A 16,685-nucleotide genomic window follows, 5' to 3' on the forward strand; every position below is an offset into this window, starting at 1 on the left:
CGCCGTGCGCGTGAGCAAGGTTTGCCTGCCCGTTTCAAAGGTAAAAACTTTGTGTTTGATGAACGTATGGGCGAACGTATTTCTGACGATATTCTCTCGAGTTGCCACCAGTGCGGCGTGCCGTGCGATAGTCACACTAACTGCGTCAATTACGGATGCCATCTGCTGTTCATTCAGTGCCCGAGCTGTTCGGAGAAATACCACAACTGCTGCAGCCCGCTGTGCATGGAAGAGGCGACATTAACACCGGAAGAGCAGCGTTCACGCCGCGCAGGCCGTGAAAACGGTAATAAGGTGTTCAATAAGTCACGCGGTTTACTCAACATGACGATGGCGATCCCCGCGCCAGAGAAGAAGTAAACTGCATCCAGCCTGAGGCCGCATGACCTCAGGCTGGTTCTGCCTTACTGCCGCACGCCTTCCACTGAGATAATCAGCTCAGCTTTCTGCGATGCCGGTCCAAGATCTTTAGTGATATTAAAATCCTTCAGCACGATCTCACCGTTAGCTTCAAATCCGGCACGATAGCCGCCCCAGGGATCCTTGCCTTCGCCCAGCAGTCGGGCGTCCAGCGTGATCGGCTTTGTCACGCCGTTGAGCGTCAGGTCACCCGTGATCTTGTACTCTTTGCCCTCTTTTTTCACTGCGGTTGAGGCAAAGGTGGCTTGTGGGAATTTGGCGGTGTTAAGGAAATCCGCGCTGCGAATATGCTTGTCACGTTCGGCATGGTTAGTATCGAGGCTGGCGGTGTTCAGGGTCACGTTAACCTTATCGGCCGCTGGGTTGGCTTCGTCAAAAGTAAAAGTGCCGTCAAAATCTTTGAACGTCCCGTATAGCCAGCTGTAACCCAGGTGCTGAATGCGGAACTGAACAAAGGCGTGCTGGCCTTCTTTATCAAATTTATAGTCTGCTGCGCTGGCCAGCAAACTGGTGCCTAACAGGCTAGCGGCACTCAGTGTCAGTAGCGTCTTCTTGAGCATTTTACTTCTCCTTTTCAGAGGTTAACGGGATGCGGTAACCCAGCATCCTTTTCAATGTGACGTCTCGATCAATAAAATGGTGTTTTAATGCCGCCAGCCCATGCAGCGCGGAAAACAGCACTAATCCCCAGGCCAGCCACAAATGCAGATCGCCAGCCAAATCAGCCTGTTCACCTGCTCCACTTAACAGGGCGGGCACTTCGAACCATCCGAACACCGAGATAGCTTTGCCATCGGCGGTCGATATCAGGTAGCCGCTTACCAGTAGCAGCAACAACAAGCCATACAACAGCCCGTGAGCCAGGCTGGCGGAGCGGCGAATTAAGGGAGAATAGTGTGGTAAGAGTGCGGGTGGGGGAGAAATAACACGCCAGCCAAGGCGCAGCAGTAATGTGGCAAATAGGAGCATGCCAATGCCTTTGTGGATTTCCGGGGCGCTGTGATACCAGCCATCGTAATATCCCAATCCGACCATCCACAGACCCAGCGCAAACATGCCGTAAATGACCAGCGCCATTAGCCAATGCAACATAATGGTCATTAGCCCGAAATGTTGTCTGGAGTTACGCCACATAAAAGTGAATCCATATCTGGAAATAGGTGGTAATAAGCATCCATACTTTGAAATATGAAAGCAATTAAGCTTACCTTTCTATAAAATTTAAAAAGACATTCGGAAATTGTGCGTTTATATCGATGTCTGCGTCAGAAATATTGAAGATGGTTGTATAGGTGGCGGGGAAATAAAATTGAATTGAATATTGCTACACCTAATGCGGCAATCTTAACGCTTAAATGTCAGGAAAGAACTATTAATGTAAGCTTGCGTCAATATAAGGCTGGCGCCTGAGGCGCCAGCGAGACAACGTTAAGCAAAGCGCGAAAGTGAAAACGGCTTCAGGTCAAAGGATAAGGGCTTATCCTGGGCAAATTCACTGGCAAGTTCACCTAATACGCTGGCAAATTTAAATCCGTGTCCACTCAAGCCGGTAATAATTAATCGATTTGGCTCGCCTGGAAGGGTATCTACAATAAAGTCTTCGTCAGGTGTGTTGTCATAACTGCAGGCCTCACCGTGTAAGCAAACGCCAACCCCCGGTAAGAACTGACGCAGGAAACTGAAGGCTTCACTGCCGTCTGCAGCGATACTGCCGAAAGGTTTACGATCTTCGGGTTTCTGCATCAGCTGCCCGCCATCGTGACGTCCCACTTTTAATGCATTGTTGTCGGCAGGGAAGCCATAAAAGTGACTGCCATCAGGCATCTCCACCGTGAAGCCAGGAAATTGGTTGTTCTCGCTATAACGTCCATCTGCCTGATACCAGGCAAAGACTTTACGCACCGGTTGTACTGGCAAATCTTTTACCAGCTCACTCACCCAGGTTCCGGCACTGACCAATAATTTACGCGCGCGAAACACGCCGTCGCGGGTAGTGACTTGCTGCAAGTCACCATCGCGTGCGATCTCACTCACCGGGCAATTAAACAGTTGTGCGCAGCCCGCCTGTTCAGCCAGCTGTATCCAGCTACGAACCGCCTGCTCACATTTCAGGAAGCCGGAGTGAGGTTCGAATACCCCAACGTAGCCGTCGGGCACAGAGATCTGCGGCCAGCGCTTGCGCACTTCGTCTGCCTGCAGGATTTTTACTTCCAGTTGATAGGTTTTGGCGCTGTCGATGACATTTTGGATAAATGAGGAAGTGAGGGGGGCCAGATTGAGGATGCCGCTTCGATGCATAATGCGTTCACCGCTCTGACGTTCCAGCTCATCCCACAAGGTTTGTGCGCGCAGCACCAGCGGGACATAGCGTTCACCTTCGCCATAGGCATGGCGGATCAGGCGTGTTTCACCGTGGTGTGTGCCCTGGCTGTGCGGAGGATGGGCACTATCAATCATCAATACCGATAAGCCTGCCTGGGTTGCGTAAAAACCGGCGGCGGCTCCCACCGATCCGCTGCCCACCACAATCAGATCATAAACCATAACCACACCACTCCTGCCAAACGACGAAATTTTTCAACAGCATAGCAAAAAAATCGTGTCCATGAAAAAGGCACCCTATTGGGTGCCCTTTCACGCGAAGTAAGAAATTAGTGCTTTTGATTATCGCGTAGGTATTGCTCTGTGGACTCAATCTTTGCAATGCCAGCTTCGAGTATCGAGATGAACTGTCTGGCTACGTCGGTAGTCAGCCAGTAGGTGGGTCCCACGTCAGCTTCTTCTTCTTTCTGATCCTGCGATGATAGCGAGTGCAGGCGGATCATCATGGCGTCATAACTGTCTACGGTACTGATGTCCCATCCAACCAGCGGATGAGTCTGAATGACGTCTTTATTTCTGTCCATTATAACCTCCTTATTACTCGTTAAACGAAGTGCTTCTTGAGGTTCAATGCGGCTTTTCTTGCACTAGCGGAACAATTATAACATGAAACAGGCGGTACAATAGTTAAAACGTGTGGCGATTAAAAAGAGAACGATAATAAATGCGTTCAGAATGCGACTTTTGTCGAATAATAAAGTGCCCGCTGCTTCGGGCCTTTATTCGATAATCGTGACAGTGGCTACACCTTAGTTATCGGCGGCGTTAGGTGAAAACTTTACGCTGCAGTGACAAGTAAAAAAAGGCCAGTTTCAGGCCTGCGCTTCTGGAGGCAGCTGGCCATTACGCCGCTGAATCTCTTCAGCCAACCGAGTAAAGTGCTGCTGTAACTGTGCGTCGTGGTTCTGATTTTGCGCTTCGAGCGACAGATTATGCACCAGTAACTGACTGGCGCGATCGTCGAGGCAGAACGTCAAACTGGCAAAGGCATTTTCCAGCACCGTTAAGCGTCGCTGCTGTTCAGCAATTAATGCCAGCAATTCACCGAAGGTCATCGCCTCTTCTGGTTTTTCAGTAGTCATGTAAAACACCTCCCGTAAGCATGACGAGGCAAGGATAGGGTATCGTTAAACATGAGTCTAGATGCAGCGACTTTATCTGGCGAGAGGGAAATTAAAACAAAAAACCGGGTGGCGAAACCCGGCAAAAACGGCACAGTGGCAGTTAATCAGTAATAAACCAGTCGTCTGCGCTTTCCCACGTTTCTTGTAAAATATCGCTAATGCGTTCGCGTGACGCTTTACAGCCACCAAATACGCTCAATTGATTGCCGCCCGCATAACGGACTTTGACATGGTGATTATCTTCGGGAAAATCACGGGAAATACGACGGGTGAGTTCGGCACTGAGTGCATCCAGTGCACCTGCGGGAAGGGGCTGAGTTTTCGCTACGGTAATTTCAACACGCATAAAAGCCTCCGGGATAATATACTGGTTATTTGTACAGTAAAATTATCCCAAAGGCAAGCCATGCATTATTATTCTTTGATGCGCCAGTTCAGCGTCTCACCTGCAAGGAACGGCACCAGTGTGTCATCGGTCACATTGATGGTGTCCTGCACTGTCCATGACTCGCGGACCAGCGTCAGCGTGCCTTCATTCAGTGGCAGGCCATAGAAGTTCGGGCCGTTTTCTGAACAGAACGCTTCAAAATGTTCCAGCGCATTCAACTCTTCGAATACCGTGGCATAGGCAGGCAGCGAGGTCGGTGCGTTAAACACGCCGGCACAGCCGCAGCTGGCTTCTTTCAGATGACGCAGATGCGGTGCCGTGTCCGTGCCGAGGAACACGCGACGATTGCCACTCGCCACCAGGGCGCGCAGCGCTTCCTGATGAATATTGCGTTTCAGGATCGGCAGGCAATAGAGATGAGGGCGAACACCGCCCACCAGCATGTGGTTACGGTTAAACATCAAATGCTGTGGTGTAATGGTGGCACCCAGCAGGTCGTTGCCCGCAGCCAGATATTCTGCCGCTTCTTTAGTGGTGATGTGTTCCATCACCACTTTCAGGGCTGGGAAGCGCTGACGCAGCGGTTCCAGCACGGTTTCGATAAAGCGTGCTTCACGGTCAAATATATCGATGTGCGAATCCGTGACTTCACCGTGTACCAGCATCGGCATACCGATCTGCTGCATACGATCCAGCACGCTGGCGATGGAATCAATATTGGTGACGCCGTGGCTGGAGTTAGTGGTGGCATGCGCGGGATAGAGTTTTGCTGCCGTGAAGGTCCCGTCGCGGAAGCCACGCTCAATTTCATCCGCATCTAATGAATCGGTGAGGTAGCAGGTCATCAGTGGCGTAAAAGCGTGTTCAGCGGGCAGCGCAGCCATAATGCGCTCGCGATAGGCAATGGCGGCCTCGACGCTGGTCACCGGTGGAACCAGGTTTGGCATGACAATCGCACGACCATTGACCGCACTGGTATAAGGCAGAACTGCATTAAGCATCGCGCCATCGCGCAGATGGATATGCCAATCGTCAGGGCGGCGAATCGTGATTTGCTGGGGTTGGGCTGTCATTCAAAAAGGCTCCGGCTGAGAAAAAACGAATGGGCACGTTTAGGCCGGGGAGTAATCATAAGGGTGTGAGCAACCGTTTGCACGGGATTTTATTGCCGGAAACAAAAACCGCACCCGAAGGTGCGGTGGTTGAGGTTAATCCGTAAACGGAATCACCAATTGTCCCGGCTTCACTTCAATACCCTTGGCAAATTTCTTCGCCAGTGCTTCCCCTTTACTACGGTCTTCGCTTAGCACATAGGCAGGCTTCTCATTGAAGTAGCGTTTGAGAGACTCATTAAGATAAGGCGTCAGTGTTTTCATGATGGACGCCATCTTTTCTGGTTGTACTTGCGCGTCGACAATTTCAATATCATGCAGATAAATTGCGCCTTCCTGCGCATTGAAAATCGGCTGCGCTTTCATCTTCAGCTGCATCTCAGCCTGCTGTGGACCAAACAGCGAGCTGACATTGATGTTTGCTTTGCCGGAGAGGGTAATCTTACCGGGTTCTTCACGACCAATCTGACTGGTGAGATCGCTGAGCACGATGTGTGCATTGACCAGCCCGGATACGCCGACGTCTTTTTCGAAGTTATTGCGCTTCTGCAGCGCTTGATTCACTTCCTGTTCGCTAATGGTGTATTGCGTCAATTGATTACAGCCGCTCAACAGCACGGCTAAAAACAGGGCTAATAGCCCAGACATCGCCTTTTTCATAGATCCTCATCCTGAACGATACGGCAAAACAGCCATAGCCTGCCTGAAACCGGGCCAGGTGTCACCAGGAGAGGGATGAGAAACGCCGCAGCGTTTCTCATCGGACGGGGCTATGCCGCGATGGAAGAGAGCAGGTTAATCTGGGTTTGCTTCGCCATATTGTCGCGGTAATCCGCTACGCGACTCGGCCATTCGATGCCAGCCACTAAGGTGAGCGAACGCAGGAGCGGAAACAGATTGATATCGTCTTCAGACAGTTCGCCATTCACGGCATTGGGTTTGACGATGAGCTTATCGAGTTGGCGCAGGTCATCACTGATGTTTTTTATCAGCCCGGGCGCGTGTTTACGCAGCTCAGTGAAATCTCCGACGCTGGCCTGTTTTTTCTCACGGAAGTAACTCCGCGCTTCCGGCGTGGCAAATTCCGCAAACGAGGCATCAGCGATGCGCGGAATCAGCAGCTTATTGATATAGCCGTTAACGCGGCGCAGCCATTCGCTGATGGCGGGGTTGTTTTTGCCATTAAGCAGCGGCTCGCGATCCTGCTTATCCACCAATCGGACAATGTCCATACTCTCTGGCATCGCACTGCCATCGGCTTTTTGCAGAATGGGCGCCATCTTCTGCCCGATGAGTTTTTTTGGCATCTGCTCATCGTCATTGAGCATAACGATCAATTCAACCGGCAGGTTCTTTAAGCCAAAAATCATGCGTGCTTTCACGCAGAAAGGGCAGTGATCGTAGATGTAGAGTTTCATCCCGTTTCTCCTGTGTAAATCTAAGGGTGACAAAGGTCACCCTTTTTCCGGACGTGCGGGAAGTATGGAAGAGATCCTCCGAAGGGGCAAACTAGCTGCTGAAGATGATCGGTGCCACCGGGCGCGGCTGGAACTGCCACCACAATGCCAGCAGAGTGATGATGCCAACGCTGCTCAGCAACATCCAGGGCAGTTCAGGCAGAGCCAATTGCTGGCCCATGTCGAACATCCACCCACCACCGGAGTAGCCAATCAGACCGCCGATAGCCAGACCTAAACGACTGAATCCCATGTAACTGCCCCGCGCGCGTGAACTGGCCAACGATGCGCTGAGCGTCTCGCGTGCCGGTTCGGCGATGATGGACCCCAGGTAGAACACGCCGATTAACAAAAACAGCGAAGGGAGAGATTGGGTCATGCCGACAGGCAGCAGGCTAAAGGTCATCAGGAATAAACCCGCCATAAGCCGGGTTTCCAGGCGGAAGCGTTTTTCGCTCCAGCGGGCCAGCGGATAGAGCAGGCTGAGCGACAGCATGGCTTCGATGGCGTACATCCATTTCACGGCGGCGGGCGCACCAGCCACCTGATTCACCATCACCGGCAGCATCAGCATGACCTGCACGGCCAGAATGTAGTAGCCGGTCAACGTCAGCACATAGAGGCGAAAACGTTTATCCTGCCAGACACGCTGCATACCTTCGCGCATCGCAATGCGTTCCGTTGAGATGCGCCACGGCGGTAGCCACACGGCGTTAAATATCGCCGCAGCGACAAACACCGCTGCACCCACCCAGCACACCAGGCGGAAATCCCACGCCAGCAACCAACTGCCAATCAGCGCCCCTAGCACGGCTCCCGCGCTGTCCTGCATCATCAGCAGCGAGAAGAAGCGACCGCGTTCACGAGCGCGCACCAGTTTTACCACCATGGCGCTGCGGGGCGGGTCAAACAAGGTGCCACCGAGGCCGGAAAGCAAACAGGCCAGCCACAGCATCCAGGGTTGATGCGCCAGCGCCATGCAGGCAAATCCGGCTGCGCGCATCAGCATGCCCGTCACAATCAGCGGACGTGCGCCAAAACGGTCCGCAATCGCGCCGCCGAAAATGCCTAGCCCCTGCTGTACAAATTGACGCAAACCCAGCGCGATACCCACCATTAACGCCGCCCAGCCCAGTTGCTCAACGAAATGGATAGAAATCAGTGGAAATACCACGAAAAAGCCTAACACTACCAACATGTTATCGACTAAGAGGAATGTTTTACCGAGGCGTCGTGCCCGCGCTACCCGAGACATGCTTAATCCTGAGCAAGAGAAGAGAAAAGTGACCAGTTGGTCTATTTTCCGCCTGCGCTGACGGGAAAGACAGCGTATCCAGGATGATATTTTTTCATCGAATCCGCAGAAAAATTAATCCTGGATAAGGATGAATTGCGTGGCAGGGGCTTGAGGGTTTTACCGTAGTGAAAGGGACGGTTATAGTGAGAAGTATCGCCTCAGGCGTACATCTTTCTTAAAGTTATGGATTTCAGGAGTCATGATGTTTGGCTATCGTTCTGCTGGACCCCGCGTGCGCCTGACTACCGATCGTTTGGTGGTCCGTTTAGTTCACGAGCGCGATGCCTGGCGATTGGCAGATTATTATGCAGAGAACCGCGTCTTTCTTAAACCCTGGGAGCCGGTGCGCGACGAGAGCCACTGCTATCCCTCGGGCTGGCAGGCACGCCTTGGACTGATCGCGGATATGCATAAACAGGGCTCTGCCTACTATTTTGTGCTGATGGACCCGGAAGAGCATGAAGTGCGCGGAGTGGCCAATTTTAGCAACGTGCTGCGCGGTTCATTTCACGCCTGTTACCTCGGTTATTCATTAGGCGAGAAGTGGCAGGGGCAAGGCATGATGTTTGAAGCGTTGCAGTCAGCGATTCGCTATATGCAACGACAGCAACGCATTCACCGCATTATGGCTAACTATATGCCGCATAATCAGCGCAGCGGTGATTTGCTGGCGCGTCTCGGATTCGAGAAAGAGGGTTATGCCAAAGATTACCTGCTGATTGATGGACGCTGGCAGGATCACGTGCTGACCGCGCTGACGTGGCAGGAGTGGACCGCGGATCGTCGTGGACAATAAAAGGAAAACCGCATGAAAATGGCTTTATCCGCGCAGGCGCTGCGTGTGATCGGTTGCCTGTTAGAGAAACAGGTCACCACTCCGGATCAATATCCGCTTTCCCTTAACGGCGTGGTCACCGCCTGTAATCAAAAAACCAACCGTGAACCGGTGATGAACCTGAGTGAAATGGAGGTGCAATCTCAGCTTGATGAGCTGGTGAAAAAGCATCTTGCCACCTCCACTAACGGGTTCGGTCAACGCGTCAGTAAGTATGAACAGCGCTTCTGTAATTCTGCATTCGGTAATTTGCAGCTTAACAGCGCAGAAGTGGCGGTGCTGACGCTACTGTTCTTACGCGGCGCACAGACGCCGGGTGAGCTGCGTACCCGCAGTGGACGTTTGCATGAGTTCAGCGATATGAATGAGGTCGAGCAAACGTTGAACGGCTTAATCACCCGTGATGACGGCCCGATGGTGGTGCGTCTGGCACGTGAGCCGGGTAAACGCGAAAGCCGTTATATGCATCTGTTCGGCGGCGATGTGGCTGAAGCACCCGCCGCGAGCACGGATGAGATGGACAGTGAAGATTTGGTCAGCCGGGTTGCGCAGTTGGAACAACAGGTGGCTCAGCTGCAATCCCAGCTGGAGCACCTGTTGCAGAAGGAGCAATAACATGACGCTACGTATCGGTATTGTTGGATTAGGCGGCATCGCGCAAAAAGCCTGGTTGCCCGTGTTGTCGCACGCCACCGACTGGCAGCTGGCAGGGGCGTTTTCGCCGAATCAGGCTAAAGCCCAGCCGATTTGCGACAGCTACCGCATGCCATATTTCAGTCAGCTGGACGCGCTGGCAGCCGCCAGTGATGCGGTCTTTGTGCACAGCAGCACCGCCAGTCATTTTGAAGTGGTGCAGGCGTTGCTGCTGGCGGGCAAAGATGTTTGCGTGGATAAACCTTTAGCCGAAACCCTGCAGCAGGCGGAAGCGCTGGTGGCACTGGCAGAGAAGCGCAAACGTAAACTGATGGTGGCGTTTAATCGTCGCTTTGCGCCACGCTATCAACAGTTGAAAGCGGAAATGCCGCGAGCGGCTTCACTGCGTATTGAGAAGCATCGTGCGGATAGCGTGGGTCCACAGGATCTGCGTTTCACTTTGTTGGATGACTACCTGCACGTGGTGGATACAGCGCTGTGGCTGGCAGGGGGCAAACTGACGCGTGAGCAGGGCTTTATTGAAACTAACGAGGAGGGGGCGATGCTGTATGCCGAGCATCACTTCTCGGCGGGGGCACTGCAAATCACCACCAGCATGCATCGTCGCGCGGGCACGCAGCGCGAGGTGGTGAGCGCCATCTGCGACGGTGACTACATCGAAATTAATGAGATGCGTGACTGGCAGCAGGAGAACCTCGGTGGCTTACGCACCGATCCGGTAGCCTCCTGGCAAAGCCATCTTGCTCAGCGTGGTTTCAGCGGTGCGGCACAGCATTTTATCCAGTGCGTACAAAATCAGACGATGCCTGAAACCAGCGGTGAACAGGCGCTGGCGGCGCAGCGTCTGGTGGAAAAACTGTGGCGCGATGCCGAACAGGAATAACCCCTTGTAACACTCAATGCTGGTCATTTCCCGCCGTGGCAGTAGACTATCGCCGGACATCAGCAGATGTCCGCGCTAAGTTGCTCATTTATCCGACACTTTTCAGGATGCGCCACTCAAAATGAATTTGTTGAAATCGCTGGCTGCGGTCAGTTCGATGACCCTTTTTTCCCGCGTGCTGGGCTTTGCCCGTGATGCCATAGTGGCACGCGTTTTCGGTGCCGGTATGGCCACCGATGCCTTCTTCGTGGCCTTTAAACTGCCCAATTTGCTGCGCCGTATCTTTGCGGAAGGCGCCTTTTCTCAGGCGTTTGTGCCCATTCTTGCCGAATACAAAAGCAAGCAGGGCGAAGAGGCCACACGCGTATTTGTGGCCTATGTTTCCGGTTTGCTGACGCTGGTGCTGGCGGTGGTGACGGTGCTCGGCATGATTGCCGCGCCCTGGGTGATTATGGTCACTGCGCCCGGATTTGCTGACACCGCCGATAAATTCGCGCTGACCAGTTCGCTACTACGCGTAACCTTTCCTTATATTCTGCTGATCTCCCTGGCGTCGCTGGCCGGTGCGATACTCAACACCTGGAATCGTTTCTCGGTTCCGGCATTTGCGCCGACGTTATTAAACATCAGCATGATTGGCTTTGCGGTGTTTGCTGCCCCGCATTTCCATCCACCGGTGATGGCGCTGGCATGGGCTGTGGTGGTCGGTGGGGTGTTGCAACTGTTCTACCAACTGCCGCACTTGAAGAAAATCGGCATGCTGGTGTTGCCGCGCCTCAACCTGCGTGACGCCGGTGTATGGCGCGTCATGCGCCAAATGGGACCGGCGATTCTTGGCGTATCGGTGAGCCAAATATCCCTGATCATCAACACCATTTTCGCCTCATTCCTCGTCTCGGGTTCAGTGTCGTGGATGTACTATGCTGACCGTTTGATGGAGTTCCCGTCGGGCGTATTGGGTGTCGCACTGGGCACGATTTTGCTGCCATCGTTAGCGAAGAGTTTCGCCAGCGGCAATCATGATGAGTACTCGCGTCTGATGGATTGGGGCCTGCGCCTCTGCTTCCTGTTGGCCCTGCCGAGCGCTGTTGCCCTCGGCATCCTCTCTGGCCCACTGACCGTGGCGCTTTTCCAGTACGGTAAATTCACCGCGTTCGATGCCGCCATGACGCAGCGTGCGCTGGTGGCGTATTCGGTAGGATTGATGGGGCTGATTGTGGTCAAAGTGCTGGCGCCCGGATTCTATTCGCGTCAGGACATTAAGACCCCGGTGAAGATTGCGATTGTGACGCTGATCATGACGCAGGTGATGAACCTGGCGTTTATCGGCCCGCTCAAACATGCCGGATTGTCGTTGTCGATTGGATTAGCGGCTTGTTTGAATGCCGCGCTGCTGTACTGGCAATTACGTAAACAGGATATCTTCCAGCCGCAGCCGGGTTGGTTTAGCTTCCTGGTGCGTCTGATGATTGCGGTTGTGGTCATGGCAGCAGCGCTGCTGGGCATTCTGCATGTGATGCCGGCCTGGGAAGAAGGGCAGATGTGGTGGCGGTTACTGCGTCTGGCTGCAGTCTGTGCTATTGGCGGTGGTGCTTACTTTGTCATGCTGGGTCTGTTGGGCTTCCGCCCGAGAGATTTTGCCCGCCGCACGCTGGCATAAAAAAATCCCGCCTCGGCGGGATTTTTCTTTATTAACCTTTGCGGCTGAGCGTCGACTGACCTTTGCCTAATCCATCGGGACCGTAAAACGCCTGAGTCTGGTGCGGTTTCAGTACCGAGAGCGCATCATTGGTGAAGCTGATTTGATGCTGCAGCAGAATACCGTTATGAGTGTTGGTATCGCGCAAACGGCGGGTATGCTGCTGAATGCTCTGCCAGCGGCGTTCACGATCGCTGTGACCATCATAGGGCGCCTGAGTACCGAGTGATTTTTCGGTATTTCGGCGCATGTCGTCCAGATAATTCAACGTCGTCAGCAGCGCGCTTTTATCTTCTGATATGCGCTGCAACAGGTTGCCATTAACCTGGCCGGCAGACAGTTGCTGTTGCTCTTCATCCATCACCACAGTGAGTGAAGCCAGCACGTCTTGCATTTTATCTAAGGTGGTCAGCAGATTGTCCATTGGGATTAGTTACCCTCTAAATACGCCTTGGTATCGGCGATCAGCGCGTCGGCGATCTTACCGGTATCCATTTTCAGTTCGCCATTACGAATAGCGGTTTTCAGTTGTTCAACACGTGCAGTGTTGATGTCTTTGCTGCCCGGCTGCATTAACTGCGCCTGAGCCGTGCTCAACTTCACTTCGGCACCGCTTTCGCTGGTGCTGGCGTTGGTTGAAGCAGTCACGTTTTGGCGCACCTTGCCGTTGTTATCGTTGGTGTCGCGGGATTGTACAGTGCTCACCGGAATTAAAGGCTGCGTTCTGTCGATGCTCATGGTCGTGCTCCTGTAAGGTCAGCTGAGGGTCAGTCAACTGAGTCAGCATAGGGTAATGTCTTTGTTGATATCTCTATCGGCAGAACAACAAGGTTCTTTAACGCTTTATAGCGATATCAGAATATTCCCATCCGCGTCGACGCGCCCACTGACAACCTGACCATTTCCCATGCGCACGCGCACCATTTGTGCCGCGCTGGCGTTGTTCAGCGCACGTCCTTCGCTACTGGCATTAAACCCGTTTCCGCTGGCTACCACCATCACATTTTGTCCTGCTTTGACCCGCCAGGGCTGACGCAGCATCATTGCGGTCACCGGCTGTCCAGGCGGGATATCGCGCAGCGCAATCGCATCGGTCACGCTGTTGTTATCGAACAGGGCTCGCGGAGGCAGTTCATCCAGACGCCCGGTCTCGAGACGGAAATCATTCGGGTCGAGGGTACTGCCACGGGCGACCTGACGGCTGGCAACTAAATACTGACCGGTCACCTGTACCTGAACTTGCAGGAAACGACGATTCTGATCGCAACTGGCGGCAATGCTGAGATTACCCCATTGGCGGCTGTTGCCCGGCAGTTGTAACGCCGGTGCCTCGCAGGTCGGCCACTGCTCTTTGGGTGTGCGCACCACCACGGTCATCCCCGCGGCATGTTGCGGATCGCGCGCTTTAAAAAACTGCGTTAACTGTGCGGTCAGGTCCGCCGCATGGCCGGGCAGCGCGAAGGCCAACAACAACGTGGCCAGCAAAGATAAAGAACTGCGCATAAACGCCTCCTGTCGAGAAGATGGCCTGAGTCTACTCTTCGCGCGAAAAATTCAATGTCAAAAATAGCCGTGATTTTTGCTGCTATTCAGACGATCGCCCTTGCATTTGTCCACTTAAGCTGTCAGCTCGAAATTCTCATTCGCGGAGGAAGCATGCTCGACAAACTCGATGCCGCGCTGCGATTTGGTACAGAAGCGTTAAATCTGCGTGCTCAGCGCCAGGAAATCCTGGCGTCCAATATTGCCAACGCCGATACCCCGGGCTACCAGGCGCGGGATATCGACTTTGCCAGCCAGCTGAGCAAGGTGATGGAAAATGGTCGCGCGGAGGGGAGCAGCATGGCGCTGAAAGTCACCTCTTCACGTCACATCGCTGCTGAAACCAACTCTCAGCCATCCATGGACCTGATGTACCGCATTCCCGATCAACCTGCCGCGGATGGCAACACCGTGGATATGGATCGTGAACGTACGCAGTTTGCTGATAACAGCCTGAAATACCAAACCGATCTCACCCTCATCAGTAGCCAAATCAAAGGCATGATGAGCGTTCTGCAGGGGCAATAACCATGGCATTGCTGAATATTTTTGATATCGCCGGTTCTGCGATGACCGCGCAATCACAGCGCCTCAACGTCAGTGCCAGTAACCTGGCCAACGCCGATAGCGTCACCGGGCCGGATGGCCAGCCTTATGTGGCAAAACAGGTGATATTCCAGACCGATGCCGCTCCTGGCGCGGCGACCGGTGGCGTCAAGGTCGCGGGCGTGGTGAACGATCCTACCCCGGCCAAATTGGTGTATGACCCCGGTAATCCGATGGCGGATGAGAAGGGTTACGTCAAGATGCCAAACGTCGATGTCGTATCAGAAACCGTTAACACCATGTCAGCGTCCCGCAGTTATCAGGCCAACGTCGAAGTGTTGAATACGGTGAAATCAATGATGATGAAAACCCTGACGATGGGTCAATAACGGAGCACGAACATGAGCGTAGCAGTCGGCGTTAATGCCAATCTTGACCCAACGGTACTGAGTTCTTCCAGTTCAACAGGGACGGGAAACAGTGCTCAGGACTTGCAGAACCAGTTCCTGACCATGCTGGTGACGCAGTTGCAGAACCAGGATCCCACCAACCCAATGGACAACAGCCAGCTCACCACTCAGCTGGCGCAAATTAACACCCTGAGCGGCATTGAGAAGCTGAATACTACATTGGGTTCTATCTCTGGTCAGCTCACCACCAGCCAGTCACTGCAGAGTACGACGCTGATTGGGCATGGTGTGATGATTGATGGCAGCCAGATCCTGGTTGGCAGTGGTACCACGACACCTTTCGGTGTGGAGTTGAGCACGGCCTCTACAGCCACCACCGCGACCATCAAAGATTCGAACGGCACTGTGGTTCGCACTGTCGATTTGGGCGCATTGACGTCCGGCGTTCACGCTTTCTCCTGGGACGGCAAAGATGCGAATGGCACGACAGTGGCTGATGGCAAATATTCTGTATCAATTGCCGCCAGTAATGGCAGCACACAATTGGTGGCACAACCGCTTAATTACGCTTACGTGAATGGCGTGAGTACGGTGGATAACACCTCAAAACTGGACCTCGGCACCATGGGCTCCGCCACTCTTGATGAAGTTCGTCAGATTCTCTAATTCAATTTTAGCAGGAGACACGTTATGTCTTTTTCTCAAGCTGTCAGTGGTATGAATGCGGCCTCCAGTAACCTGGATGTCATTGGTAACAACATCGCCAACTCCGCGACCGCGGGTTTCAAATCCAGCACCATTTCGTTCGCGGATATGTTTGCTGGTTCAAATATCGGTATGGGTACCAAGGTCGCTGCGGTTATTCAGAACTTCAACGACGGTACCACGACCTCAACCAGCCGTGGTCTGGACGTGGCACTGAGCGGTAACGGTTTCTTCCGTATGACCGATGCTGCGGGTAGCGTGTACTACTCTCGTAATGGTCAGTTCACGCTGGATGCCAACCGTAACCTGGTGAACACTCAGGGCATGAGCGTGACCGGCTATCCGGCAACCGGTACCCCGCCGACCATTCAGACGGGTGCAAACCCGGTGGCATTGAGCGTACCGACGACGCAGATGTCGGCGCGCGCGACCACGACCGCCGGTTTGGTGTCTAACCTGAACTCCACAGATAGCGTGCCAACAGTGGCAACCTTCAGCTCGTCAGACGTCGATAGCTACAACGCCAAAAGCACCGTCACTGTGTATGACTCACAGGGTAACGATCATGCTCTCGACCTCTATTATGTGAAAACCAGTGATAACAACTGGGATGTGCACGCGATTGATTCCACGACTGGAACGTCAGCAGGTGATTTCTCCATGACCTTTGACTCCAACGGTAAGCTGCAATCTATCACAAGCGGCGGGACAACCACCGCAGGCGCAACCACTGTTGGCTTGACTATTCAGGGATCTAATGGTGCTGCGGCTAATCAGGCCATCACGTTGAGCGTACTTGGAAGCCAGCAACAAAACACCGGCACCACGTCATTCGGAAACCCAACGCAGGATGGTTATGCGCCGGGCGACCTGACCAGCTACGCCATCAACGATGACGGCACCATTACCGGTACCTATTCGAACCAGAAAACTCAGCTGCTGGGTCAAATCGTTCTGGCCAGCTTCTCTAACCCGGAAGGCCTGCAGTCAGAAGGCGATAACGTCTGGTCTGCGACCAACTCTTCGGGTCAGGCAGCTATCGGTTTGGCTAACACCGGCACTTACGGTTCACTGACTTCAGGTGCACTGGAAGCCTCCAACGTCGATCTGAGTAAAGAGCTGGTCAACATGATCGTTGCACAACGTAACTATCAGGCGAACAGCCAGACGATTAAAACGCAGGATCAGATCCTCAACACCCTGATCAACTTACGTTAATTCGCTAACGGGA

Annotated in this window: 21 protein-coding genes and 1 pseudogene; 9 read left to right on the forward strand and 13 right to left on the reverse strand. The window is 53.4% G+C overall.

Translation table 11 applies throughout. The features are described from left to right. Nucleotides 1-360, forward strand: a pseudogene (locus tag RT340_RS09795) (hypothetical protein); the annotation flags it as partial. A 44-nt stretch (nucleotides 361-404) separates the two neighbouring features. Here the strand turns inward: RT340_RS09795 and RT340_RS09800 are convergent. From RT340_RS09800 to mdtH, 10 genes are all read right to left on the reverse strand, one after another. Next, nucleotides 405-980 carry a YceI family protein gene (locus RT340_RS09800; protein ID WP_097119600.1) on the reverse strand — a complete coding sequence of 192 codons (576 nt, stop codon included), beginning with the start codon at nucleotides 978-980 and terminating at the stop codon, nucleotides 405-407. Between the two features lies 1 nt (nucleotide 981). Next, nucleotides 982-1,554, reverse strand: coding sequence for a cytochrome b (locus tag RT340_RS09805; RefSeq protein ID WP_097119601.1), 573 nt, complete (start codon nucleotides 1,552-1,554; stop codon nucleotides 982-984). A 294-nt stretch (nucleotides 1,555-1,848) separates the two neighbouring features. Continuing rightward, nucleotides 1,849-2,964, reverse strand: coding sequence for an N-methyl-L-tryptophan oxidase (gene solA, locus RT340_RS09810; protein ID WP_160832485.1), 1,116 nt, complete (start codon nucleotides 2,962-2,964; stop codon nucleotides 1,849-1,851). A gap of 107 nt (nucleotides 2,965-3,071) precedes the next feature. After that, nucleotides 3,072-3,326, reverse strand: a complete 255-nt coding sequence (gene bssS / locus RT340_RS09815) for a biofilm formation regulator BssS (protein WP_013508627.1) — start codon at nucleotides 3,324-3,326, stop codon at nucleotides 3,072-3,074. Between the two features lie 288 nt (nucleotides 3,327-3,614). Beyond that, nucleotides 3,615-3,884, reverse strand: coding sequence for a hypothetical protein (locus tag RT340_RS09820; protein WP_034820140.1), 270 nt, complete (start codon nucleotides 3,882-3,884; stop codon nucleotides 3,615-3,617). Between the two features lie 142 nt (nucleotides 3,885-4,026). After that, nucleotides 4,027-4,272, reverse strand: coding sequence for a DNA damage-inducible protein I (gene dinI, locus RT340_RS09825; protein WP_097119603.1), 246 nt, complete (start codon nucleotides 4,270-4,272; stop codon nucleotides 4,027-4,029). Nucleotides 4,273-4,340: 68 nt separating this feature from the next. After that, complete coding sequence (gene pyrC / locus RT340_RS09830) at nucleotides 4,341-5,387, reverse strand: dihydroorotase (RefSeq protein WP_313375634.1); 1,047 nt, start codon at nucleotides 5,385-5,387, stop codon at nucleotides 4,341-4,343. Nucleotides 5,388-5,522: 135 nt separating this feature from the next. Next, nucleotides 5,523-6,086: a lipoprotein gene (locus RT340_RS09835; protein ID WP_038647632.1), complete on the reverse strand. Its 564-nt coding sequence runs from the start codon at nucleotides 6,084-6,086 to the stop codon at nucleotides 5,523-5,525. Nucleotides 6,087-6,196: 110 nt separating this feature from the next. Further along, nucleotides 6,197-6,844, reverse strand: coding sequence for a glutaredoxin 2 (grxB, locus tag RT340_RS09840; protein WP_058959598.1), 648 nt, complete (start codon nucleotides 6,842-6,844; stop codon nucleotides 6,197-6,199). Nucleotides 6,845-6,935: 91 nt separating this feature from the next. After that, nucleotides 6,936-8,138, reverse strand: coding sequence for a multidrug efflux MFS transporter MdtH (gene mdtH / locus RT340_RS09845; protein ID WP_313375637.1), 1,203 nt, complete (start codon nucleotides 8,136-8,138; stop codon nucleotides 6,936-6,938). Between the two features lie 244 nt (nucleotides 8,139-8,382). Between mdtH and rimJ the strand changes: the two genes are divergently transcribed. The 4 genes from rimJ to murJ all read left to right on the forward strand — a co-directional run bounded on the left by rimJ (nucleotide 8,383) and on the right by murJ (nucleotide 12,212). Further along, nucleotides 8,383-8,976 carry a ribosomal protein S5-alanine N-acetyltransferase gene (rimJ, locus tag RT340_RS09850; protein ID WP_034820126.1) on the forward strand — a complete coding sequence of 198 codons (594 nt, stop codon included), beginning with the start codon at nucleotides 8,383-8,385 and terminating at the stop codon, nucleotides 8,974-8,976. A gap of 12 nt (nucleotides 8,977-8,988) precedes the next feature. Further along, entirely contained in the window at nucleotides 8,989-9,630 is a 642-nt protein-coding gene (locus RT340_RS09855) for a DUF480 domain-containing protein (RefSeq protein ID WP_313375639.1), read from the forward strand. Nucleotide 9,631: 1 nt separating this feature from the next. After that, on the forward strand, nucleotides 9,632-10,552 hold the full coding sequence (locus RT340_RS09860) for a Gfo/Idh/MocA family protein (protein WP_211727778.1): 921 nt from the start codon (nucleotides 9,632-9,634) through the stop codon (nucleotides 10,550-10,552). A 121-nt stretch (nucleotides 10,553-10,673) separates the two neighbouring features. After that, nucleotides 10,674-12,212, forward strand: a complete 1,539-nt coding sequence (gene murJ / locus RT340_RS09865) for a murein biosynthesis integral membrane protein MurJ (protein WP_097119606.1) — start codon at nucleotides 10,674-10,676, stop codon at nucleotides 12,210-12,212. Between the two features lie 31 nt (nucleotides 12,213-12,243). Here murJ and flgN read toward each other — a convergent pair whose 3' ends face one another. The 3 genes from flgN to flgA all read right to left on the reverse strand — a co-directional run bounded on the left by flgN (nucleotide 12,244) and on the right by flgA (nucleotide 13,754). Then, entirely contained in the window at nucleotides 12,244-12,675 is a 432-nt protein-coding gene (gene flgN, locus RT340_RS09870) for a flagellar export chaperone FlgN (RefSeq protein ID WP_058959595.1), read from the reverse strand. A gap of 5 nt (nucleotides 12,676-12,680) precedes the next feature. Next, nucleotides 12,681-12,989, reverse strand: a complete 309-nt coding sequence (gene flgM / locus RT340_RS09875) for a flagellar biosynthesis anti-sigma factor FlgM (protein WP_034830662.1) — start codon at nucleotides 12,987-12,989, stop codon at nucleotides 12,681-12,683. A gap of 105 nt (nucleotides 12,990-13,094) precedes the next feature. Beyond that, entirely contained in the window at nucleotides 13,095-13,754 is a 660-nt protein-coding gene (flgA, locus tag RT340_RS09880; protein WP_097119607.1) for a flagellar basal body P-ring formation chaperone FlgA, read from the reverse strand. Nucleotides 13,755-13,907: 153 nt separating this feature from the next. Between flgA and flgB the strand changes: the two genes are divergently transcribed. Genes flgB through flgE form a run of 4 tightly spaced genes read left to right on the forward strand, consistent with a single transcriptional unit; the run spans nucleotide 13,908 to nucleotide 16,672 of the window. After that, entirely contained in the window at nucleotides 13,908-14,321 is a 414-nt protein-coding gene (gene flgB, locus RT340_RS09885; RefSeq protein ID WP_034830667.1) for a flagellar basal body rod protein FlgB, read from the forward strand. 2 nt (nucleotides 14,322-14,323) lie between these two features. Then, nucleotides 14,324-14,728 carry a flagellar basal body rod protein FlgC gene (flgC, locus tag RT340_RS09890; protein ID WP_034830669.1) on the forward strand — a complete coding sequence of 135 codons (405 nt, stop codon included), beginning with the start codon at nucleotides 14,324-14,326 and terminating at the stop codon, nucleotides 14,726-14,728. 12 nt (nucleotides 14,729-14,740) lie between these two features. Further along, nucleotides 14,741-15,415 carry a flagellar hook assembly protein FlgD gene (gene flgD, locus RT340_RS09895; protein ID WP_034830672.1) on the forward strand — a complete coding sequence of 225 codons (675 nt, stop codon included), beginning with the start codon at nucleotides 14,741-14,743 and terminating at the stop codon, nucleotides 15,413-15,415. Nucleotides 15,416-15,439: 24 nt separating this feature from the next. Further along, entirely contained in the window at nucleotides 15,440-16,672 is a 1,233-nt protein-coding gene (gene flgE / locus RT340_RS09900; RefSeq protein WP_097119609.1) for a flagellar hook protein FlgE, read from the forward strand. Nucleotides 16,673-16,685: the final 13 nt, after the last annotated feature.

It is taken from the genome of Pantoea sp. CTOTU50773, from assembly GCF_032082325.1.
Taxonomy (GTDB): domain Bacteria; phylum Pseudomonadota; class Gammaproteobacteria; order Enterobacterales; family Enterobacteriaceae; genus Pantoea; species Pantoea communis.